The 21362-nt window shown below is 68.1% G+C and carries 17 protein-coding genes; 9 read left to right on the forward strand and 8 right to left on the reverse strand.

Features of this window, described 5'->3' with window-relative positions:
• Window positions 1-210: 210 nt before the first annotated feature.
• Window positions 211-1689 (reverse strand): replicative DNA helicase, encoded by a 1479-nt coding sequence (gene dnaB, locus ACIQFZ_RS23430; RefSeq protein WP_365426497.1) that lies wholly within the window; start codon window positions 1687-1689, stop codon window positions 211-213.
• A gap of 459 nt (window positions 1690-2148) precedes the next feature.
• Between dnaB and ACIQFZ_RS23435 the strand changes: the two genes are divergently transcribed.
• Entirely contained in the window at window positions 2149-3486 is a 1338-nt protein-coding gene (locus tag ACIQFZ_RS23435) for an MATE family efflux transporter (protein WP_402692056.1), read from the forward strand.
• Between the two features lie 154 nt (window positions 3487-3640).
• Here the strand turns inward: ACIQFZ_RS23435 and rplI are convergent, their stop codons facing one another.
• From rplI to rpsF, 4 genes are all read right to left on the reverse strand, one after another.
• Entirely contained in the window at window positions 3641-4087 is a 447-nt protein-coding gene (rplI, locus tag ACIQFZ_RS23440) for a 50S ribosomal protein L9 (protein WP_365426491.1), read from the reverse strand.
• 18 nt (window positions 4088-4105) lie between these two features.
• A complete protein-coding gene (gene rpsR, locus ACIQFZ_RS23445) occupies window positions 4106-4342 on the reverse strand; it encodes a 30S ribosomal protein S18 (protein ID WP_003949403.1) in 237 nt (78 codons plus the stop codon).
• A gap of 42 nt (window positions 4343-4384) precedes the next feature.
• A complete protein-coding gene (locus tag ACIQFZ_RS23450) occupies window positions 4385-4972 on the reverse strand; it encodes a single-stranded DNA-binding protein (RefSeq protein WP_365426488.1) in 588 nt (195 codons plus the stop codon).
• Window positions 4973-5042: 70 nt separating this feature from the next.
• Window positions 5043-5333: a 30S ribosomal protein S6 gene (gene rpsF / locus ACIQFZ_RS23455; RefSeq protein ID WP_019324683.1), complete on the reverse strand. Its 291-nt coding sequence runs from the start codon at window positions 5331-5333 to the stop codon at window positions 5043-5045.
• Window positions 5334-5617: 284 nt separating this feature from the next.
• On the opposite strand from rpsF, the gene ACIQFZ_RS23460 reads away from it, so the two are divergent.
• The 3 genes from ACIQFZ_RS23460 to ACIQFZ_RS23470 all read left to right on the forward strand — a co-directional run bounded on the left by ACIQFZ_RS23460 (window position 5618) and on the right by ACIQFZ_RS23470 (window position 8391).
• Complete coding sequence (locus ACIQFZ_RS23460) at window positions 5618-5941, forward strand: hypothetical protein (RefSeq protein ID WP_365426485.1); 324 nt, start codon at window positions 5618-5620, stop codon at window positions 5939-5941.
• A 213-nt stretch (window positions 5942-6154) separates the two neighbouring features.
• On the forward strand, window positions 6155-7276 hold the full coding sequence (gene femX / locus ACIQFZ_RS23465; RefSeq protein WP_365426482.1) for a peptidoglycan bridge formation glycyltransferase FemX: 1122 nt from the start codon (window positions 6155-6157) through the stop codon (window positions 7274-7276).
• Window positions 7277-7359: 83 nt separating this feature from the next.
• The gene (locus tag ACIQFZ_RS23470) at window positions 7360-8391 is read left to right on the forward strand and encodes an alanine racemase (RefSeq protein WP_365426479.1); all 1032 of its coding nucleotides are present in this window, start codon (window positions 7360-7362) and stop codon (window positions 8389-8391) included.
• A gap of 48 nt (window positions 8392-8439) precedes the next feature.
• Here ACIQFZ_RS23470 and ACIQFZ_RS23475 read toward each other — a convergent pair whose 3' ends face one another.
• Both ACIQFZ_RS23475 and ACIQFZ_RS23480 read right to left on the reverse strand, forming a co-directional pair.
• Entirely contained in the window at window positions 8440-9948 is a 1509-nt protein-coding gene (locus tag ACIQFZ_RS23475; RefSeq protein ID WP_402692057.1) for a glycosyltransferase family 87 protein, read from the reverse strand.
• Window positions 9949-10055: 107 nt separating this feature from the next.
• The gene (locus ACIQFZ_RS23480; protein ID WP_402692058.1) at window positions 10056-12788 is read right to left on the reverse strand and encodes a transglycosylase domain-containing protein; all 2733 of its coding nucleotides are present in this window, start codon (window positions 12786-12788) and stop codon (window positions 10056-10058) included.
• Window positions 12789-13187: 399 nt separating this feature from the next.
• On the opposite strand from ACIQFZ_RS23480, the gene ACIQFZ_RS23485 reads away from it, so the two are divergent.
• From ACIQFZ_RS23485 to ACIQFZ_RS23500, 4 genes are all read left to right on the forward strand, one after another.
• Window positions 13188-13868 (forward strand): PadR family transcriptional regulator, encoded by a 681-nt coding sequence (locus tag ACIQFZ_RS23485; RefSeq protein ID WP_383057640.1) that lies wholly within the window; start codon window positions 13188-13190, stop codon window positions 13866-13868.
• 44 nt (window positions 13869-13912) lie between these two features.
• Window positions 13913-14995, forward strand: coding sequence for an inositol-3-phosphate synthase (locus ACIQFZ_RS23490; protein WP_365430706.1), 1083 nt, complete (start codon window positions 13913-13915; stop codon window positions 14993-14995).
• A 100-nt stretch (window positions 14996-15095) separates the two neighbouring features.
• Window positions 15096-16355, forward strand: coding sequence for an MFS transporter (locus ACIQFZ_RS23495; protein ID WP_365430704.1), 1260 nt, complete (start codon window positions 15096-15098; stop codon window positions 16353-16355).
• A 102-nt stretch (window positions 16356-16457) separates the two neighbouring features.
• Window positions 16458-16991, forward strand: coding sequence for a hypothetical protein (locus ACIQFZ_RS23500; protein ID WP_402692059.1), 534 nt, complete (start codon window positions 16458-16460; stop codon window positions 16989-16991).
• A 107-nt stretch (window positions 16992-17098) separates the two neighbouring features.
• Here ACIQFZ_RS23500 and ACIQFZ_RS23505 read toward each other — a convergent pair whose 3' ends face one another.
• Complete coding sequence (locus tag ACIQFZ_RS23505; RefSeq protein WP_402692060.1) at window positions 17099-18571, reverse strand: CCA tRNA nucleotidyltransferase; 1473 nt, start codon at window positions 18569-18571, stop codon at window positions 17099-17101.
• Window positions 18572-18869: 298 nt separating this feature from the next.
• On the opposite strand from ACIQFZ_RS23505, the gene ACIQFZ_RS23510 reads away from it, so the two are divergent.
• Window positions 18870-21320 carry a DUF6049 family protein gene (locus tag ACIQFZ_RS23510; protein ID WP_365430698.1) on the forward strand — a complete coding sequence of 817 codons (2451 nt, stop codon included), beginning with the start codon at window positions 18870-18872 and terminating at the stop codon, window positions 21318-21320.
• Window positions 21321-21362: the final 42 nt, after the last annotated feature.

The raw sequence follows: 21362 nt of genomic DNA on the forward strand, positions 1-21362 counted from the left end.
TCCCCCACCGCACACCCCCAAGCCCACGAGCGATGCCCCGTGAGCCCACGGTGTCAGCGGGCTTCTACCAGGGCACCAGCATCAGAGCCCAATCACCCATACAAGTGGGCGGCTTGATCTGCCAGTCTCAGATTCGTGTCAGATATGCCATCGCTTGGCCATCGCTCGTGAGATGTGGCCACGAAATCTGAGACCCTACAGGTCGCCGGATCAGGTCTGTGCCATGTCCACGAACCGCGAGTAGTGGCCCTGGAAGGCGACCGTGATCGTCGCGGTCGGACCGTTTCGGTGCTTGGCGACGATCAGGTCGGCCTCGCCGGCGCGCGGCGACTCCTTCTCGTAGGCGTCCTCGCGGTGCAGCAGGATGACCATGTCGGCGTCCTGCTCGATGGATCCCGACTCACGCAGGTCGGAGACCATCGGCTTCTTGTCGGTGCGCTGCTCGGGGCCACGGTTGAGCTGCGAGAGCGCGATGACCGGGACCTCCAGCTCCTTGGCCAGCAGCTTGAGGTTTCGGGACATGTCCGAGACCTCCTGCTGCCGGCTCTCGGCACGCTTGGAACCGCCGGACTGCATCAGCTGGAGATAGTCGATCACGACCAGTTTGAGGTCGTTGCGCTGCTTCAGGCGCCGGCACTTGGCACGGATCTCCATCATCGACAGGTTCGGGGAGTCGTCGATGTAGAGCGGGGCGGCCGAGACGTCCGGCATCCGGCGGGCCAGCCGCGTCCAGTCCTCGTCGGTCATCGTGCCCGAACGCATGTGGTGCAGGGCGACCCGGGCCTCGGCGGACAGCAGACGCATCGCGATCTCGTTGCGCCCCATTTCCAGCGAGAAGATGACGCTGGGCAGGTTGTTCTTGATCGACGCCGCACGCGCGAAGTCCAGAGCGAGCGTCGACTTGCCCATCGCGGGTCGCGCGGCGATGACGATCATCTGGCCCGGGTGCAGACCGTTCGTCAGCGAGTCGAAGTCGGTGAACCCGGTGGGCACACCGGTCATCTCCCCGCTGCGCGAACCGATCGCCTCGATCTCGTCGAGCGCGCCCTCCATGATGTCGCCCAGCGGCAGATAGTCCTCGCTGGTGCGCTGCTCGGTGACCGCGTAGACCTCGGCCTGGGCGCGGTTGACGATCTCGTCGACGTCGTCGTCGGCCGCGTATCCCATCTGGGTGATGCGCGTACCCGCCTCGACCAGGCGGCGCAGGATCGCCCGCTCGTGGACGATCTCGGCGTAGTACGCGGCGTTCGCCGCCGTCGGCACGGTCTGCACGAGCGTGTGCAGATACGAGGCACCGCCGACCTTGTTGATCTCGCCGCGCCTGGTGAGCTCGGCGGCGATGGTGATGGGGTCGGCCGGCTCGCCCTTGGCATAGACGTCGAGGATCGCCTGGTAGATCGTCTCGTGGGCCGGCTTGTAGAAGTCGTGGCCCTTGAGGATCTCCACCACGTCTGCGATGGCGTCCTTGGACAGGAGCATGCCGCCGAGGACCGATTGTTCGGCGTCGAGGTCCTGTGGGGGAACGCGTTCGAAGGCGGAGCCCCCGTCGTCCCACGCACCGTTCTCCCGGCCGCGGTCGTGCTGCTCGTCCCGGCCGCGCTCCGCGTCGGGGCGGCGGCGGGAGGCGGGCAGACGATCACTTGGACCGCTGTCGGCCCACGGGTCGTCCAAGGGCTCGGAAATGCTCACCGAGCAGCCTCCTCCCGTCCGCCGAGCGGACCTCGCCGTGCCCCTCTTTTGTACGGGACGGCACTGACAAATGAGAGGCCCAACTCCGCTTCAGGCGCGTCAGGTTTATGACGCTTTGAAAGCCGGCGGACGGAGCGGGCGCCGGACCACGGTAGGGCCCAGAACAGCGTCAGCCAATCTGGTTATCCACAGGCCATGTGGACGACCGCCCCGATGCTGTGGAGAACTCGGCGAAACCTGTGCACGAGCCGGTGGACAGCCCTGTGAAAAAGCCCTCGGCGCCACCCCCAGGACCACGCTGACCTGCTATTTTCCCGTCCACCGGCTGTGCAGAAGAAAAACTTTCCCAGTGGGATCAAGATCGCCTCGAACGGTACGCACAAGCGAACGCCACCAGACCTCAAGTAAGGACTGCAAGGGCTTTGCATCTCTTACCTGTGGACGATTACATTGGTGCTCATGACACAGGCCCCCGCACGCCGCCCGGCCACCCGACGCCGGCACGACCGAGAGATCGTCACGCTGGCCGTACCGGCCTTCGGCGCACTCGTCGCCGAGCCGCTGTTCGTGATGGCCGACAGCGCGATCGTCGGCCATCTCGGCACGGCGCAACTCGCCGGACTCGGTATCGCCTCGGCCCTTCTGACCACCGCCGTCAGCATCTTTGTCTTCCTCGCCTACGCCACCACGGCGGCCGTCGCCCGCCGCGTCGGCGCGGGCGATATCCAGGCAGCCATCCGCCAGGGCATGGACGGCATCTGGCTGGCACTGCTGCTCGGGGCCGTCGTCATCGCGGTCGTCCTGCCCACCGCGCCTGCCCTGGTGGACCTTTTCGGCGCCTCGCACACGGCGGCACCGTACGCGACGACCTATCTGCGCATCTCCTCACTCGGCATTCCGGCCATGCTCGTCGTGCTGGCCGCGACCGGAGTCCTTCGTGGGCTTCAGGACACCCGGACGCCGCTGTATGTCGCCGTCGCCGGGTTCGTCGCCAACGCCGCCCTCAATGTCGGGCTCGTCTATGGTGCCGGACTCGGCATCGCGGGCTCGGCCTGGGGCACCGTCATCGCCCAGTGCGGCATGGCGGCGGTCTATCTCTATGTGGTCGTCCGTGGAGCCCGCCGGCACCACGCCTCCCTGCGGCCCGATCGGGCCGGCATCAGGGCGTCCGCACAAGCCGGTGCTCCGCTGCTCGTCCGTACGCTCTCCCTGCGGGCGATCCTGATGATCGCCACGGCCGTGGCGGCCCGCCTCGGTGACGCGGACATCGCCGCCCACCAGATCGTCCTGTCCCTGTGGAGCCTGCTCGCGTTCGCCCTCGACGCCATCGCGATCGCCGGACAGGCCATCATCGGCCGCTATCTCGGCGCCAACGATCCGGAGGGCGCTCGCGAGGCCTGCCGGCGCATGGTGCAGTGGGGGATAGCCGTCGGCTTCGCCCTCGGGCTCCTTGTGATCCTGAGCCGACCGCTCTTCCTGTCGCTGTTCACCAGTGACGCCCTCGTCAAGGACACGGCATTGGCCGCGCTGCTCCTGGTGGCGTTCTCCCAGCCGATCTGCGGCGTGGTCTTCGTCCTGGACGGTGTGCTGATGGGCGCGGGGGACGGACCGTATCTCGCCGGCGCCATGCTGGTGACCTTGGTGGTCTTCACGCCTGTGGCGTTGCTCGTTCCCGTTCTGGGCGGCGGGCTCACCCCGCTCTGGGCGGCCATGACCTTGATGATGACCGTGCGGATGCTGACGCTGTGGCTGCGTTCCCGCTCGGGCCGCTGGATCGTCACGGGTGCGACACGCTGACCGTTTCACGTGAAACACCGCGGGCCGCCACGTTTCACATGAAACGTCGTTTCCCGCACCCCTGACCTAAGCGCCACTGACCTCAGTCACGCGGAAGGGGCCGCATCCTTGACGGATGCGACCCCTTCACAACTGCTCAACCGAGCGGAGTGCCTTACGCGGCGACGACCTCGATGTTGACCTTGGCGGCAACCTCGGGGTGCAGACGCACGGACGTTTCGTGACCGCCCAGGGTCTTGATCGGCGCGCCCAGCTCGATGCGGCGCTTGTCGACCTCGGGACCGCCGGCAGCCTTGATCGCCGAAGCGACGTCGGCCGGGGTGATCGAACCGAACAGGCGGCCGGAGTCGCCGGAGCGGACGGCCAGGCGGACCTTCACGCCCTCGAGCTGGGCCTTGATCTGGTTGGCCTGCTCGATGGTCTGGATCTCGTGGATCTTGCGAGCACGACGGATCTGCTCGACGTCCTTCTCGCCACCCTTGGTCCAGCGGATCGCGAACTTCCGCGGGATCAGGTAGTTGCGAGCGTAGCCGTCCTTGACGTCCACGACGTCGCCCGCGGCACCGAGGCCGGAGACCTCGTGGGTGAGGATGATCTTCATGTGTGGCTCACCCTTCCCTTAGCGCGCGGTGGAGGTGTAGGGCAGCAGCGCCATCTCACGGCTGTTCTTGACAGCCGTGGCGACGTCACGCTGGTGCTGCGTGCAGTTGCCGGTCACGCGACGGGCACGGATCTTGCCGCGGTCGGAAATGAACTTCCGCAGCATGTTCGTGTCCTTGTAGTCCACGTACGTGACCTTGTCCTTGCAGAATGCGCAGACCTTCTTCTTAGGCTTGCGCACAGGCGGCTTCGCCATGGTGTTTCTCCTGTGTGATCAAGAAGTGTGGGTACGGCCCGCCTAGAAGGGGGGCTCGTCCGAGTAGCCGCCACCGCCACCGGAGCCGCCGGAGCCGCCGCCCCAGCCGCCGCCACCCTGGTTGCCACCGGCGGGAGCGCCGGTCGCCCACGGGTCGTCGGCGGGAGCACCGCCACCCTGTTGGCCGCCACCGGGGCCACCGCCCCAGCCGCCGCCACCCTGGCCGCCGCCACCGCCGCCGTTGTAACCACCCTGACCACCGCGGCCCGAGGTCTTGGTGACCTTGGCCGTGGCGTTGCGCAGGCTGGCACCGACTTCGTCGACGTCCAGCTCGTAGACCGTGCGCTTGACGCCCTCACGGTCCTCGTAGGACCGCTGCTTCAGCCGGCCCTGCACGATGACGCGCATGCCTCGCTGGAGCGACTCGGCGACGTTCTCCGCCGCCTGACGCCAGACCGAGCAGGTGAGGAAGAGGCTCTCGCCGTCCTTCCACTCGTTCGTCTGGCGGTCGAAGGTGCGGGGAGTGGACGCGACGCGGAACTTCGCGACCGCCGCACCGGACGGGGTGAAGCGCAGCTCGGGGTCGTCGACAAGATTGCCGACGACCGTGATGACGGTCTCGCCTGCCATGGGGGAACCTCTCGGCGGGTTTGCTCTGGCTGCTTGCTACTCGAATCCCGAGATCAGCTGAGCGAAGGGCTCAGTGGGTCTCGGGGCGGAGGACCTTGGTCCGGAGGACCGACTCGTTCAGGTTCATCTGGCGGTCGAGCTCCTTGACGACCGCAGGCTCGGCCTGCAGGTCGATGACCGAGTAGATGCCCTCGGGCTTCTTCTTGATCTCGTACGAGAGACGACGACGGCCCCAGGTGTCGACCTTCTCGACCTTTCCGCCGCCGTCACGGACGACAGAAAGGAAGTTCTCGATCAGCGGGGAGACAGAACGCTCCTCGAGATCGGGGTCGAGGATGACCATCACCTCGTAGTGACGCATGTGGAACCCACCTCCTCTGGACTCAACGGCCACGGTCGTTCCGTGGCAGGAGGGTTGTGATGCGTACGCAACAGTGAATGCAGTACATCAGCCGCCACTGACAACGTGGGCCGGCTGACGGACTCTCCAGGTTGGCCGTGGCTCAGCCTGGGCAGACACCGTGCAGAACGTACAGACTACCCGCACACCCGCTTCCGGTTGAAATCGGGGCCCCGAACCCGTCAACCTGGACACCTCGGGTGTGCACGGCGCTAAGATGCGCCGCTTTTCGCTGGAGGTGCCCCATGGCACAGACGATGCGACCGAACACCGCCGCGGGTGGTGGCCTCTTCGCCACCGACGGCAAGTCCCACCCGGTCCAGGACACCCTGCTTGTGGTGACCCTGGTGCTGGGCGTGCTGGCGTTCATCACCGGGCTCCTCTTCCACAGCCTGCACCTGCTGAGCTCCTGGGCCGGTCTGGTGGGGATCCTCACCGGCGCGTACGGACAGTGGATCTCCGTGACGACGCGCGAGCGCTTCGGGCTGATCCTCGGCCTGGGCGCCTCCGCGGTCGGCTTCTATCTCGGCCTGGCGCACGGCGGCCTCTTCGGCGGCCTGTTCAGCTGACGCCGGGCACGCCCGGCCGCTCCTTATGGACGGCGTCCGCCGGACACCGCGGACGCCGCCCGTATGACCACACGCCCGGCGCCACGGCGGTGAACAGGCCAGGGCGAAGGTCGCGTGCGGCCAGTCTGCGCGCTCCCAGGGCGCAGTAGGCTTCGGCGCGAGAGCCGGAGCCCCTGTACCCATGGGGACACGCCAGCCCGAGGAGCGCCCCGAATGAGCCTGACCCTGAGGACCATCAGTCGAGAGCAGCATCTGGCCTACATCCAGAACCTGCCCGCGGCGAGTCACATGCAGGTCCCGGCCTGGTCAGAGGTCAAGGCGGAGTGGCGCTCGGAGAACCTGGGCTGGTTCGACGACCGCACCGGCGAACTGGTCGGCGCGGGCCTCGTCCTGTACCGCCAACTGCCCAAGATCAAGCGGTATCTCGCCTACCTGCCCGAGGGCCCGGTCATCAACTGGTTCGCGCCGAATCTCGACGACTGGATCCAGCCGATGCTGGCGCATCTGAAGCAGCAAGGCGCCTTCTCGGTGAAGATGGGCCCGCCGGTGATCATCCGTCGCTGGAACGCCGAGACCATCAAGAAGGGCATCCAGGACTCGGACGTCAAGCGCCTGCGCGACCTGGAGGCCGACTTCATCGAGCCCCGCGCCTTCGAGGTCGCCGACAAGCTGCGCCGTATGGGCTGGCAGCAGGGCGAGGACGGCGGCGCCGGCTTCGGCGACGTGCAGCCCCGTTACATCTTTCAGGTACCGCTCGCCAACCGGTCCCTGGAAGAGGTGCACAAGAACTTCAACCAGCTGTGGCGCCGCAACATCAAGAAGGCGGAGAAGGCCGGGGTCGAGGTTGTCCAGGGCGGCTACCAGGACCTTGAGGAATGGCAGCGGCTGTACGAGATCACCGCGGTGCGCGACCACTTCCGGCCCCGCCCGCTGTCGTACTTCCAGCGCATGTGGACGGCCCTCAACACCGAGGACCCCAACCGCATGCGGCTGTACTTCGCCCGGCACAACGGCGTGAACCTGGCAGCGGCGACGATGCTGATCGTGGGCGGGCACGTCTGGTACTCCTACGGCGCCTCCGACAACATCGGCCGTGAGGTCCGGCCCTCGAACGCGATGCAGTGGCGGATGCTGCGCGACGCCTACGCACTCGGCGCCACCGTCTACGACCTGCGCGGCATCTCCGACTCGCTGGACGAGACCGACCACCTCTTCGGCCTGATCCAGTTCAAGGTCGGCACCGGCGGCCAGGCCGCCGAGTACCTCGGGGAGTGGGACTTCCCGCTGAACAAGCTGCTCCACAAGGCGCTCGACATCTACATGTCGCGCCGCTGACCTGACGCTCTTCGCTTCGACCCCGTCGACACCTTCCATACTTCTGATACACCGCACCCCCGAGAAAGGTTCCAGGTCCGGCCATGGCGCTCACGCTCTACGTCGACACCGCGCGCTGGCGGGCGCACCACAAGCACGTGCAGGAGCAGTTCCCCGGGCTGGTCCCGGTCTGCAAGGGCAACGGCTACGGATTCGGGCACGAGCGGCTGGCGGAGGAGGCCACCCGGCTGGGCTCCGACGTCCTCGCCGTCGGCACGACGTACGAGGCCGCCCGCATCAAGGACTTCTTCAGCGGTGACCTGCTGGTGCTGACGCCCTACCGCCGCGGCGAGGAACCGGTGCCGCTGCCCGACCGTGTGATCCGCTCGGTGTCGTCGATCGACGGGGTGTACGGCCTCGTCGGGGCCCGTGTCGTCATCGAGGTGATGTCCTCGATGAAGCGGCACGGCATCAGCGAGCAGGACCTGCCGCAACTGCACGCCGCCATCGAGAACGTCCGGCTGGAGGGCTTCGCCATCCATCTGCCGCTGGACCGCACGGACGGTTCGGACGCCGTGGAGGAGGTCATCGGCTGGATGGACCGGCTGCGCGCGGCCCGCCTGCCGCTGCACACGATGTTCGTCAGCCACCTCAAGGCGGAGGAACTCGCCCGGTTGCAGCAGCAGTTCCCGCAGACGCAGTTCCGTGCCCGCATCGGCACGCGGCTCTGGCTGGGGGACCACGAGGCCACCGAGTACCGCGGCGCGGTCCTGGACGTCACGCGGGTCACCAAGGGCGACCGTTTCGGCTACCGCCAGCAGAAGGCGGCCTCGGACGGCTTCCTGGTGGTCGTGGCGGGCGGTACGTCGCACGGGGTGGGTCTGGAGGCCCCCAAGGCGCTGCACGGCGTCATGCCGCGCGCCAAGGGCGTCGCCCGCGCCGGCCTGGCCACGGTGAACCGCAACCTTTCCCCGTTCGTCTGGAGCGGCAAGCAGCGCTGGTTCGCGGAGCCGCCGCACATGCAGGTGTCGATCCTGTTCGTTCCCTCGGACGCGCAAGAGCCCAAGGTCGGTGACGAGTTGGTGGCCCATCTTCGCCACACCACCACGCAGTTCGACCGGCTCATGGACCACTGAGCAGTCCCCCGAGCACCCGTTCGCATGATCTCCTGAAGCCCTGTTCGCTCAGAGCGAACCACCCTGGGGGGCCGACGTGCCCTGTCCGCCCCACTCCACCTGCGGCCCGCCGAAGTCCGCCTCCCGGTGCGGCGGACGTGCCCGGGTGCCGAGGACGAAGACGTCCTCGGCACCGTCGAGGACACCGCCCGAGGGGTCGTCGTCGCCGGCGCGGCGCACCACGTCCCGCTCCGGCATGAGGATGTCGCGCACGACGACCGCGCACAGGTACAGCGTGCCCAGCAGGTGCACGACGATCGCCCAGTGGTAGCCGTCGGTCGGCAGACCCTTGTGGGCGTCTCCGCTGGTCGTGTACGCCAGGTACATCCAGATGCCGAAGAAGTACGCCACCTCGCAGGCCTGCCAGATCAGGAAGTCCCGCCACTTGGGGCGGGCCAGTGCGGCCAGCGGGACCAGCCACAGGACGTACTGCGGCGAGTAGACCTTGTTGGTGACGATGAAGGCTGCCACGATCAGGAAGGCGAGCTGGGCGAAGCGCGGACGGCGCGGGGCGTACAGCGTGAGCGCCGCGATACCGAGGGCGCACAGCACCACCAGCAGCGTGGCCGTGGTGTTGACGAAGTCGGTGCTCGGCGGACTGCTCGAGTTCTGGGCCCAGATGAGCCAGAAGGAGCCGAAGTCGACGCCCCGGTCATGGCTGAACTTGTAGAACTGCCACCAGCCCTCCGAGGCGAAGGCCATCACCGGCAGGTTCACCACCAGCCAGGCGACGACGGCGCCCGCCAGGGCCTTGCCGAAGTCCCGCCACTTCCCCGCCCGCCAGCACAGCACGAACAGCGGGCCGAGCAGGAAGATGGGATAGAGCTTGGCGGCCGTGGCGAGGCCCAGCAGGACACCAAAGGCGACCGAGCGTCCGCGGGACCACATCAGCATCGCGGCGGCCGTCAGGGCGACCGCCAGCAGGTCCCAGTTGATGGTGGCGGTCAACGCGAAGGCCGGCGCGAGGGCGACCAGCAGGCCGTCCCACGGCCGCCGGGCGTGTGTGCGGGCCACGCAGACGGCGATGACGGCCGCGCACACCATCAGCATCCCGGCGTTGACCATCCAGTACCACTGCTCCTGGTGCTGGATGCTGCCGCTGTGCGGGGTCAGCCAGGAGGCCACCTCCATGAACACCCCGGTCAGTACGGGGTACTCCAGGTACTGCATGTCGCCGGAAAGCTTGTCGAAATAGGGCACGAGGCCCTCGGCGAAGCCGCGCCCCTGGTAGAGGTGCGGAATGTCCGAGTAGCAGGCCTTCGTGTACTGCGAACTCGCACCGAAGAACCAGGCGCCGTGGTAGCAGGGCACCTTCTGGACCAGGCCGAGGGCGAACATGCCGATCGCGACGAGCGCGACGACCCGTACGGGGGTCCACCAGGACCTCCCGAGCAGGGCACGCCGCCCGACGGGGCCGCCGATCAGCTCACTGCCGGCCGCCGCGACCTCGTCCTCCTTGGTGGGCCGCACCGGGTCCGGCTCGTGCACGCTCGCTTGCGTCGATTCAGCACTGGGCATGGGGCACATCCTGCCGTACCCGTCCGGGAAGCGCCGAGGGCCGCCGCACCCGGCAGGTGCGGCGGCCCTCGTTTCACGTGAAACACCCTCGTGGGGCGGTCAGGCGGCTAGTTGGTCGGGCCTCCGAAGAAGCCTCCGTTGCCGTTGCCCCGGTTGCCGCCTCCGTTTCCGTTGCCGCTGCCTGAATCGGTCGGTGACGGCGTCGGGCTGAGGCCTCCGTCCGTACCGCCGTCGCCCGGACCACCGCCGTTGCCGTTGCCGTTGCCGTTGCCGTCGCAGCCGAAGAAGCCGCAGCGCGACTTGGACGGCGAGGGAGTCAGGCTGGGCTCGACCTCGCTGGGCGTGGGAGACGGCGTCGGGCTGGCCTCGTCGGTCGGGGTGGCCGAGGGCGTCGGCGTGGGGCTGGGCACCGGGTTGACGATCTCGCCGATGGGCTCGGGCTTCGGGAACTTCTCGACCGGCGCACCCTGGAGCGCCTCCAGCATGTAGTCGTGCCAGATCTCGGACGGGAACGAGGCGCCATGGATCTTGTCCTGGCCGCCCGTGCCGTACATCTTCTCGAACTTGCGCGACTTGTTCTTCTCGTTGTCGTCCAGCCGGAACATTCCGATCGCCGTGGACAGCTGCGGGGTGTACCCGACGAACCAGGCGGACTTGTTTCCGTCCGTGGTACCGGTCTTGCCGGCCACGTCGCGCCCGGGCAGGCGGGCGTTTTTGCCCGTACCCTCCTCGACCACGGTCTTGAGGATGTCCGTGACGTTGTCGGCGACCACCGACTCGAAGGCCTGCGTGGGCTTGCCCTTGTGCTTGTAGATCTCCCCGTCCTTGTCGTCGACCTGCAGGACGGAGAACGGGTCGTTCTGCTCACCACTCTTGGCGAAGGTGGCGTAGGAGCCCGCCATGCGGATGGCGCTGGGGTCGGAGATGCCGATGGAGAAGGACGGGAAGCTGGTGCCGGTCAGGCTGTTCTCCTTCAGACCGGCGTCGAGGGCGGCCTGCTTGACCTTGTCCAGACCGACGTCCATGCCAAGCTGCACGAAGGCTGAGTTCACCGACTCCCTCATCGCCTCACGGAGGTCGATCAGGTAGTTCGGGGGCTTCCCGCGCGACTCGTTACCGTCATTTCTCTGCAGCCACTCCCCGTCCTTCTCATCCCTCCAGACGGTCCCGTCGTAGTTCTTGATCTTGAGCTTGTTCTTACCGCTGAACCGGCTCTTGGGCGACACCTGGGTGCGTTCGTCCTGTGGCTGGTCTTTGCCCCCGCTGGGGTCGCGGACGCCGTCCCGCATGGCCGCGGCCAGCACGAACGGCTTGAAGGTCGAGCCGACCTGGGCACCGGTCGCGTCGGCGTTGTTGGTGAAGTGCCTGGTCGCGTCCTCACCGCCGTAGATCGCCACGATGGCACCCGTCTTCGCGTCCACCGAGGCTCCGCCGAACTGGACGTGCGTGTCCGTCTTCGGGCGCAGCTTGGGGTCGATGTTGGCCTTCTGGACCTTCTTGACCGCGTTTTCGAGCTTCGTGACCTTCTTCTTGTCGAAGGTCGTCCTGATCCTGTATCCGCCCAGCCTCAGCTTCTCCGCGGTGATGCCGGTCTCGTCGCTGTGGGTGACCAGATAGCTGTTGGCCAGGTCCACGAGGTAGCCGGTCTGACCGCTCAGCTGGGTGTTCGACCGCGGGTTCTTCCAGTCGGGGAGCTTGGTGTACTTGGCCCGCTCGGTGGCGCTCAGATGGTTGCCCTCGACCATCTTGTTGAGCGTGTCCTGCATCTGCCTCAGGGCTCGGACGGAGTTCTTCTCCGCGGTGGCTCCGGTGGGGTCGATGGAGGTCTGGCCCGCCGGGTCGTAGTACGCCGCGCCCTTGAGCATCGCGGACAGGAAGGCGCACTCGCCCGGGTTCAGCTTGAAGGCGTCCTTGTTGAAGTAGGCGCGCGCGGCCGCCTGGATCCCGTAGGCACCCCGGCCGTAGTAGGCCGAGTTCAGGTAGCCCGCCAGGATCTCCTTCTTGTCGACGGTCGTGCCCACCTTGACCGAGATGAAGATCTCCCTGAACTTACGGGAGATCGTCTGCGACTGGTCATCCAGCCTCGCGTTCTTCACGTACTGCTGGGTGATGGTGGAACCACCCTGGGTCTGGCCCCCGGTGGCCATGTTGAAGAACGCGCGGGCGATGCCCTTGGGGTCGACGCCGCTGTCGGAGTAGAAGGTCTTGTTCTCCTGGGAGATGACCGCCCACTGCATCGCCTCGGGGATCTGCGACAGGTTGACGATCTGCCGGTTCGTCTCGCCACCCGTCGAGACCATCGGCGAGCCGTCGGACCAGAGGTAGACGTTGTTCTGCGCGGTCGCGGTCTGGGCGACATCGGGCACGCCCACCATGGCGTACCCGATACCGGCGACCGCCACCATGCTCCCGACGAAGCCGATGAACAGCCCCGTCACGAGCTTCCAGGACGGCGTCCAGCGGCGCCATCCGTCCTTGCCCGCGCGCGGATAGTCGACGATCCGGTTCTTGGCGGGCGGCGCCGCCCGGCCACGGCCGCGCCCGGGCCCGGGCCCGTTCGGGCCGCCGGGGCCGGCGGGCCGGCCACGACGGCCGCCACCTCTCTGTGCCGCCCGCCGAGCGGCGGCACGACCCTCGTACGGGCGCTCCTCACCTCCCGTGCCATACGAACCCGACCCCGGGCCCGGCCCTTGGGAACCGGATCCATAGGAATCAGCAGGAGATCCGCTGGCGCCTCGCGGTGCCGCGCGGCGGCCGGAGGACGAGCCGGACTGGCCGCGTCGGGCCGCGGCACGTCCGCCTCCCTGCGGCTGCGGCGGTTTGCGACGGTGCTCGCTCATCGAACGATTACTCCTCGGGCAGGCGCACCCTTGCGCGCCTGGAAACGGCGGCTGGTTTCCGGTCCCCCCGAAGTACGGATGTGATCGGTCACGTATTCACCCGTACCGCACCGGGGACGCGGACGTCCCCCAGACGTCACTTGGTTCCCGGCGGTGTGCATGGCGCACAGACTACGCACTGGCAAAACCCGCTGAGCCTCGAAGTTCACCCCAAATCAGGCAACTTGCCTCCGACTGACCTGCGATGTGATCCCGTTCACCCTGCCCCCTCTTGTCGCATCCGGGGCTGGGATCTATCGTCGTGATGTATCGAGTCGATACATCAGCGCGAGATAAGCATCGCCATGGCGCCCGGAGCGGCCCCCGCCGCCGCCGGATCGTGGGAGAGAGGAGGCGACGATGGGCCGGCGTTCCGGCATCCTCGAGTTCGCCGTTCTCGGCCTGCTCCGCGAATCTCCGATGCACGGCTACGAGCTGCGCAAACGACTCAATACGTCACTGGGTGTGTTCCGTGCGTTCAGCTACGGGACGCTCTATCCCTGCCTCAAGACGCTGGTCGCCAACGGCTGGTTGATCGAGGAGCCGGGGAACGCTGAGGACGCTGTCTCCGCCGCGCTCGCGGGGCGCCGCGCCAAAATCGTCTACCGGTTGACGGCCGAAGGTAAGGAGCACTTCGAGGAGCTGCTCTCGCAGACCGGCCCCGACACGTACGAGGACGAGCACTTCGCCGCGCGCTTCGCCTTCTTCGGGCAGACGTCGCGCGACGTACGCATGCGCGTGCTGGAGGGCCGCCGCAGCCGGCTGGAGGAGCGTCTGGAGAAGATGCGCTCCTCTCTGGCGCGCACCCGGGAGCGCCTCGACGACTACACACTCGAGCTCCAGCGCCACGGAATGGAGTCCGTGGAGCGCGAAGTGCGCTGGCTGAACGAGCTCATCGAGAGCGAGCGGGCCGGACGGGACCTCAAGGGTTCCGCCTCCGGGGGACCCGCGTCGCTGGACACCACCACTGGAGCGACGGGCGGCCTGCCCCGGTCCGGGGAGTCTCCCCGGCCGGATACGCCCGACGACACCGCCACGTGAGGTCCCGTCGGGGCTTCACCGAATACACACAGGGAGCAACCGGAATGGGTTCGGTTCGCGTAGCCATCGTCGGCGTGGGCAACTGCGCCGCGTCGCTGGTGCAGGGCGTCGAGTACTACAAGGACGCCGACCCGGCGTCGAAGGTCCCGGGCCTCATGCACGTGCAGTTCGGCGACTACCACGTGCGTGACGTCGAGTTCGTCGCCGCCTTCGACGTCGACGCGAAGAAGGTCGGCCTGGACCTCGCGGACGCCATCGGCGCCTCCGAGAACAACACCATCAAGATCTGCGACGTGCCCAGCACCGGTGTGACGGTTCAGCGCGGCCACACCCTCGACGGTCTCGGCAAGTACTACCGGGAGACCATCGAGGAGTCCGCCGAGGCCCCGGTCGACGTCGTCCAGATCCTCAAGGACAAGCAGATCGACGTCCTGGTCTGCTACCTGCCCGTGGGCTCCGAGGACGCGGCGAAGTTCTACGCCCAGTGCGCCATCGAGGCCAAGGTCGCCTTCGTCAACGCGCTCCCGGTCTTCATCGCCGGCACCAAGGAGTGGGCGGACAAGTTCACCGAGGCGGGCGTCCCGATCGTCGGCGACGACATCAAGTCGCAGGTCGGCGCGACCATCACGCACCGCGTCATGGCGAAGCTGTTCGAGGACCGCGGTGTCATCCTGGACCGCACCATGCAGCTGAACGTCGGCGGCAACATGGACTTCAAGAACATGCTGGAGCGCGACCGCCTGGAGTCCAAGAAGATCTCCAAGACGCAGGCCGTCACCTCCCAGATCCCCGACCGGGACCTCGGCGAGAAGAACGTCCACATCGGCCCGTCCGACTACGTGGCCTGGCTCGACGACCGCAAGTGGGCCTACGTCCGCCTCGAGGGCCGCGCCTTCGGCGACGTCCCGCTGAGCCTGGAGTACAAGCTCGAGGTCTGGGACTCCCCGAACTCCGCCGGTGTCATCATCGACGCCCTGCGTGCCGCGAAGATCGCCAAGGACCGGGGCATCGGCGGTCCGATCCTGTCGGCGTCCTCGTACTTCATGAAGTCCCCGCCGGTGCAGTACTTCGACGACGAGGCCCGCGAGAACGTGGAGAAGTTCATCCGCGGCGAGGTCGAGCGCTAGAGAGCGCTTCGCAAAACCGCTCCTGCCAGGGCTGTTGGGCCCCCGTCCGTGTACGCCGTGCGTGCACCCGGGGGCCCTCCCACATGTGAGGCTGTGCCCCATGGCCGTCGTCCGTGACCTGCGTGTCCTGCTGCGCTTGAGGAACTTCAGACGGCTGCTCGCCGTGCGGGTGCTCTCCCAGAGCGCCGACGGCGTCTACCAGGTCGCGCTCGCCACCTACGTCGTCTTCTCCCCGGAGAAGCAGACCTCGCCCGCCGCGATCGCCTCCGCGATGGCGGTCCTGCTCCTGCCGTACTCCCTGGTCGGCCCCTTCGCGGGCGTCCTGCTGGACCGCTGGCGCCGCCGCCAGGTGTTCCTCTACGGCAACCTGGCGCGTGCCGTGATGGCGACCGCCACGGCCGTGCTGATGGTCGCCGCCGTGCCGGACTGGCTGTTCTACGTCTCCGCGCTGTGCGTCACCGCCGTCAACCGCTTCGTCCTCGCCGGCCTGTCGGCCGCGCTGCCGCGCGTCGTCGACGCCGAGCGGCTGGTGATGGCCAACTCGCTGTCGCCGACCGCCGGCTCCCTGGCCGCGTTCGCGGGTGGCGGTCTCGCCTTCGTCGTACGGCTGGCAGGAGCGGACTCCGACGCGGCCGTGGTGCTGCTGGGGGCCACCCTGTACCTGTGCGCGGCACTGACCTCGCTGCTCATGGCACCGGATCTGCTCGGGCCCGACCGGGAACCGGAGCGGACACGGCTGGGCGCGGCACTGACCGTCACCGCACGCGACCTGATGGCGGCTGTACGGCACCTCGTCGCGCCGTCCCGGCGGCAGGCCGCCTGGGCACTGGCCTCGATGACGCTGATGCGGTTCTGCTACGGGGCACTGACCGTCATGGTGCTGATGCTGTGCCGCTACGGTCTGACCTCGAACACACGGGAGGGACTGCGTCTGCTCGGGCTGGCGCTGGCCCTTTCAGGCGCCGGCTTCTTCGCGGCGGCCGTGATGACACCGTGGGCGGCGGGCCGGCTCGGACCGGCCCGCTGGATCGCCGTGTGCGCCGGTTCCGCCGCGGTTCTCGAGCCCGCCCTGGGCCTGCCCTTCGCCAGCGGCCCCCTGCTCGTCGCGGCGTTCGTGCTGGGGCTGACCACCCAGGGCGCGAAGATCTCCACGGACACGATGGTGCAGTCCGCGGTCGACGACGGCTTCCGCGGCCGGATCTTTTCCGTGTACGACGTGCTGTTCAACGTGGCGTTCGTCGGCGCCGCGGGGGTCGCCGCGCTGATGCTGCCGCCCGACGGCCGCTCGGCCGTGCTCGTCGTCATGATCGCTGTGATCTACGGAGCAGTTGCGGTCACTATGACCCGCTTTGTGGGCTGATAAGTGTCACATCAATGCCACAGAGTCCCAGTGGGTTACAGCAGTGTCAGTCATGGCCTGTAACTTACGTGCGTCTTATTTCGACAGCATGTTCCTGCCATCATGCCCAAGTTCCAGGGGGACCCCCAAGTGACCACTCCGCCGCCGCCCCAGGGCCAGAACCCGCACGCCCAGGCGCCCAACGCTCCCATGGGGCAGCAGCCCGGTCAGCCCGGATCCCCGCAGCAGCCCTACCCGCCGCAGGCTCCGTACGCCCCCTTCCCTCAACAGCAGGGTGCACCGGTCCCGCCGCCCGTTCCGCCGAAGTCCGGGGCCAAGAAGGCGCTGGGCATCATCGGGGCGATCGTCGTCGCTATCGTCATCCTCCTCGTCAAGTTCGGCATCGGCTGGTGGTTCAGCCAGAACGACGCCGAGACGACCTCGGTGGGCGCCTGTCTGCACAACAAGGGAACGGACTCCAACCCCGACCTCAAGGAGGTCGGCTGCTCGTCCAGTGAGGCCGAGTACCAGGTGGTCCAGAAGTTCGACGGCTCCTCCGACGAGGACAAGTGCGAAGGCGTCAAGGGGTGGACCATCTCCTACGTCCAGTCCGGAGGCGGGCACGACGTGGTGCTGTGCCTGAAGGAGACGCAGTAACACCCGCATGACCCATGACTGAGGGGCGATGTTTCACGTGAAACATCGCCCCTCGGCGTTTCCCGGGCCCGTGTTTCACGTGAAACACGGGCCCTCTTCACACGACCTCAACCCTGCTCCTCCTGCTCGGCCCACCACTCCTTGAGGGCCGCCACCGCCGCATCGTGCTCCATCGGGCCGTTCTCGAGGCGGAGCTCCAGCAGGTACTTGTACGCCTTGCCGACGGCCGGGCCGGGCTTGACGCCCAGGATCTCCATGATCTGGTTGCCGTCGAGGTCCGGGCGGATCGCGTCGAGTTCCTCCCGCTCCTGGAGCTGGGCGATGCGTTCCTCCAGACCGTCGTACGCCCGGGACAGCGCGGCCGCCTTGCGCTTGTTGCGGGTGGTGCAGTCCGAGCGGGTCAGCTTGTGAAGACGGTCGAGCAGCGGGCCGGCGTCGCGGACGTAGCGGCGGACAGCCGAGTCCGTCCACTCGCCGGTGCCGTAGCCGTGGAAACGCAGGTGGAGTTCGACCAGCCGCGAAACGTCCTTCACCAGCTCGTTGGAGTACTTCAGCGCGATCATGCGCTTCTTGGTCATCTTCGCGCCGACCACCTCGTGATGGTGGAAGGAGACCCGGCCGTCCTTCTCGAAGCGGCGCGTGCGCGGCTTGCCGATGTCATGCAGAAGGGCGGCAAGGCGGAGGGCCAGGTCGGGTTCCTCCTCCAGTGCCATCGCCTGCTCCAGCACGATCAGCGTGTGGTGGTAGACATCCTTGTGCCGGTGGTGCTCGTCGCTCTCCAGGCGCAGGGCGGGCAGCTCGGGCAGGACATGGCCGGCGAGACCGGTGTCGACGAGCAGGGTCAGGCCCTTGCGCGGGTGGGCCGACAGGATCAGCTTGTTCAGCTCGTCCCGGACCCGCTCGGCCGAGACGATCTCGATGCGCCCCGCCATGTCCTTGATCGCCGTGACGACCTCGGGGGCGACGTCGAAGTCGAGCTGGGCGGCGAAGCGCGCGGCTCGCATCATGCGCAGCGGATCGTCGGAGAAGGACTCCTCGGGTGTGCCCGGGGTGCGCAGCACACGCGCCTCGAGGTCGCCGATCCCGCCGTGCGGGTCGATGAACGTCTTCTCCGGCAGCGCCACGGCCATGGCGTTGACCGTGAAGTCACGGCGGACGAGGTCCTCCTCGATGGAGTCGCCGTACGACACCTCGGGCTTGCGCGAGGAGCGGTCGTAAGCCTCGGACCGGTAGGTGGTCACCTCGATCTGGAAGCACCGGTCGGCGTCCCCGACGCGGGCCTGCTTCTGCACCCCGACCGTGCCGAAGGCGATCCCGACCTCCCAGACGGCGTCCGCCCATGGCCGCACGATCTTCAGTACGTCCTCGGGGCGGGCGTCGGTCGTGAAGTCCAGGTCGTTGCCGAGCCGGCCGAGCAGCGCGTCCCGGACCGAGCCTCCGACCAGGGCGAGAGAGAACCCGGCCTCCTGGAAACGGCGCGCGAGCTCGTCGGCGACGGGGGCTACCCGCAGCAGCTCGCTCACCGCGCGCTGCTGCACCTGGTTCAGGGCAGGGGAAGTGTCTTCGTTGGCGTTCGGCACAACAGAAAAGGGTACGTGGCCCGGGCACTCGACCGCGCCGTCATTGTTCGGGCACGGGGCTCGGCCGGTCCGTCGGAACGACACCACCGGGGGCACCGCGGCAGACCCCTTTATTACCTACGCAAACCCTGTCTTTGTGATGTAACGAACAGCATCCCCGGATACGGGCATATCCAGGGTGTCCACTCGCGTCCAGCGATCTTGAGACCGCCTCCGTGGCACTTCCCCTCGGCGCACATCGTTACCATGCGTGGACGCACATTCCGACGACCACTGACGACGAGGGACGGGCGAGCGCGTGGCCGAGGCGGCAGACTTCCAGGGGACCAGTCCCTCACCTGCCCGCCGCCGGTTGCGGCGTGCCGGGGCGCTGCTCGCCGGAGCACCGCTGCTGGCCGCTCTGCTCCAACTGCCCGCCATGCCGTCCGCACACGCCGCCGGGCAGGAGTCCCAGCAGGCCGCGTCGGGCTCGCGCACGGTGGCCGTCTCCCTCGACTCGCTCAGCCCCAGCACTCCGTCGGACGGGGACACGCTGACCGTCTCCGGCACGGTGACGAACAAGGGCAAGCAGGCTGTCACCGACGCCCACGTGGGCCTGCGTGTGGGCCCGGAGCTGGACACCCGCTCGGCGATCGACAGCGTGGCCCAGCGCAGCCGGTTCGATCCGGCCGCCGACGGCCCCGAGGTCGGCGACAAGTACGTCCAGAAGTTCACCCAGCTCGCTCCGGGCGTCGCCCAGCACTTCAGCGTCTCCGTGCCGGTCGACAAGCTGAACCTCGGCACGAACGGGGTCTACGAGCTCTCCGTCTCGCTGTCCGGCCAGACCTCCGCCCAGCCCTGGGAGCAGGTCCTGGGCATCCAGCGCACGTTCCTGCCGTGGCAGCCGAACGACGCGGGCACGAAGACGAAGACGACCTATCTGTGGCCGCTCGCGTCCGACGTCCACATGACGGCCGAGACGGGCCCCGGAGCACAGCAAACGCCGGTCTTCCTCGACGACGACCTCGCCAAGGACATCGCTCCCGGCGGACGCCTGGAGCAGATGCTGTCACTGGGCAAGGATCTCGACGTCACCTGGGTGATCGACCCCGACCTGCTGGCGTCCGTCGACGCCATGACCCGTAACTACCGCATCCAGGCCGGGGACGGCGCACCCGTGCCGGGCACCCATCAGGATGTCGCCAAGAAGTGGCTCTCCGAGCTCCAGCAGGCGGTGGCGGGCAAGGACGTCGTGGCACTGCCCTTCGCCGACCCCGACCTGGCCTCCCTCGCCCACCACGGCACGAGCGTCACCGGCTCACTGAGTCAGTTCAAGGACGCCACCGACGTCGCCGCCGGCACGGTGGAGACGGTGCTCCACGTGAAGCCGAGCACGGATTTCGCCTGGCCCGTGGACGGCGCCATCGACCGGTCGATCGTCAAGGTCGCCACCTCCGCGGGTGCCGACAAGGTCATCACGCGCAGCGACAGCCTCCAGGAGACCGGCGGGCTCACCTACACGCCCTCCGCCGCCCGTCCGATCGGCGGCGGCACCACGGCGGTCGTCGCGGACGCCCGCCTGTCGACGGCGTTCGAGGGCGATATGACGCAGGCCGGCGCCACCACGCTCGCCGTGCAGCAGTTCCTCGCCCAGAGCCTGGAGCTCGACAGCCAGACGAGTCGGCAGCGCAGCATCGTCGTGGCCCCGCAGCGCATGCCCACCGCCCCCCAGGCCCAGGCCATGGCGCAGGCGCTGACGGCCCTCCAGCAGAGCACCTGGTCCCAATCGCAGGACCTGAACGCGGCCGCCGCGGCCAAGCCTGACCCCGGCGCCACCACAAAGATCCCGTCCACCGCGGACTACCCCTCCTCGCTGCGCAAGAAGGAACTCGGGCGAGCCGCCTTCTGGGCGATCGCCAGGACGCAGGGCAAGGTCGGCAACTTCCAGGTCGTCCTCACCGACCCGTCCCGGGTCGTCACGCCCTTCGGACGGGCCATGAACCGCGAGATGGCCACGTCGTGGCGCGGCCGGGCCGGTGAGGCGTCCAGCTTCCGGGACGGTGTGGAGGCGTATCTCGACGACCTCTCCGAGCAGGTCAAGCTGATCGACAAGTCGGAGACGAAGCTCTCCGGCCGCAGTGCCACGATCCCGGTGACGGTGCAGAACAACCTGGTGCAGAGTGTCGACCACCTGATGCTGCGGCTCACCTCGACCAACCCCACCCGCCTCAAGATCGGCGGCAAGGCGTACGCGGAGCAGCGCATCGCGGTCTCCGGCGGACACAGCCAGTCCGTGAAGTTCACCACGTCGGCCAACGCCAACGGGCCGGTGACGGTGGTCGCCCAGCTCTACACGCAGGACGGCCAGGAATACGGCGCGCCCGTCACCTTCGACGTGAAGGTCACCGAGATCACGGCCACGGTGATGCTGGTCATCGGCGGCGGCGTCCTGCTGCTCGTCCTCGCCGGCTTCCGCATGTACACCCAGCGCAAGCGGGCGACGGCCAAGGAGGCCGCCCAGGACCCGCAGGACGCCGGGAGCGCCGAGGAGGCGCAGGACGGTGAGGACGGCGCCGGAGAAGCCGGTGAGAGCGCGGCCGAGCCGGAAGGCGGCGAGCCGGAGAACCTCGAAGGCACTGCCGGTCGTCTCACAGAAGAGTCCGGCACCCGGTCCCGGGCAGACGACCCGGAGCAGCCGAGTGACCCGGCACCGGACACCGCAGCGGAAAGCGCAGACCCGTCCGGCACGGGTGAGAAAGTGGACCGTTGAGGATGTCGTGGCCCGGAGGGCCCGGGACGATGAGGTGGGGTA

Origin of the sequence: Streptomyces sp. NPDC093064 (genome assembly GCF_044754605.1) — a bacterium.
Classification (GTDB): domain Bacteria; phylum Actinomycetota; class Actinomycetes; order Streptomycetales; family Streptomycetaceae; genus Streptomyces.

Excerpts from the sequence above, each read along its gene's own strand:
- ACIQFZ_RS23435 (WP_402692056.1), top strand. The coding sequence starts at position 2,149 with ATGACACAGGCCCCCGCACGCCGCCCGGCCACCCGACGCCGGCACGAC.
- rplI (WP_365426491.1), bottom strand. The coding sequence starts at position 4,087 with ATGAAGATCATCCTCACCCACGAGGTCTCCGGCCTCGGTGCCGCGGGC.
- rpsR (WP_003949403.1), bottom strand. The coding sequence starts at position 4,342 with ATGGCGAAGCCGCCTGTGCGCAAGCCTAAGAAGAAGGTCTGCGCATTC.
- ACIQFZ_RS23450 (WP_365426488.1), bottom strand. The coding sequence starts at position 4,972 with ATGGCAGGCGAGACCGTCATCACGGTCGTCGGCAATCTTGTCGACGAC.
- rpsF (WP_019324683.1), bottom strand. The coding sequence starts at position 5,333 with ATGCGTCACTACGAGGTGATGGTCATCCTCGACCCCGATCTCGAGGAG.
- ACIQFZ_RS23460 (WP_365426485.1), top strand. The coding sequence starts at position 5,618 with ATGGCACAGACGATGCGACCGAACACCGCCGCGGGTGGTGGCCTCTTC.
- femX (WP_365426482.1), top strand. The coding sequence starts at position 6,155 with ATGAGCCTGACCCTGAGGACCATCAGTCGAGAGCAGCATCTGGCCTAC.
- ACIQFZ_RS23470 (WP_365426479.1), top strand. The coding sequence starts at position 7,360 with ATGGCGCTCACGCTCTACGTCGACACCGCGCGCTGGCGGGCGCACCAC.
- ACIQFZ_RS23475 (WP_402692057.1), bottom strand. The coding sequence starts at position 9,948 with ATGCCCAGTGCTGAATCGACGCAAGCGAGCGTGCACGAGCCGGACCCG.
- ACIQFZ_RS23480 (WP_402692058.1), bottom strand. The coding sequence starts at position 12,788 with ATGAGCGAGCACCGTCGCAAACCGCCGCAGCCGCAGGGAGGCGGACGT.
- ACIQFZ_RS23485 (WP_383057640.1), top strand. The coding sequence starts at position 13,188 with ATGGGCCGGCGTTCCGGCATCCTCGAGTTCGCCGTTCTCGGCCTGCTC.
- ACIQFZ_RS23490 (WP_365430706.1), top strand. The coding sequence starts at position 13,913 with ATGGGTTCGGTTCGCGTAGCCATCGTCGGCGTGGGCAACTGCGCCGCG.
- ACIQFZ_RS23495 (WP_365430704.1), top strand. The coding sequence starts at position 15,096 with ATGGCCGTCGTCCGTGACCTGCGTGTCCTGCTGCGCTTGAGGAACTTC.
- ACIQFZ_RS23500 (WP_402692059.1), top strand. The coding sequence starts at position 16,458 with ATGCCCAAGTTCCAGGGGGACCCCCAAGTGACCACTCCGCCGCCGCCC.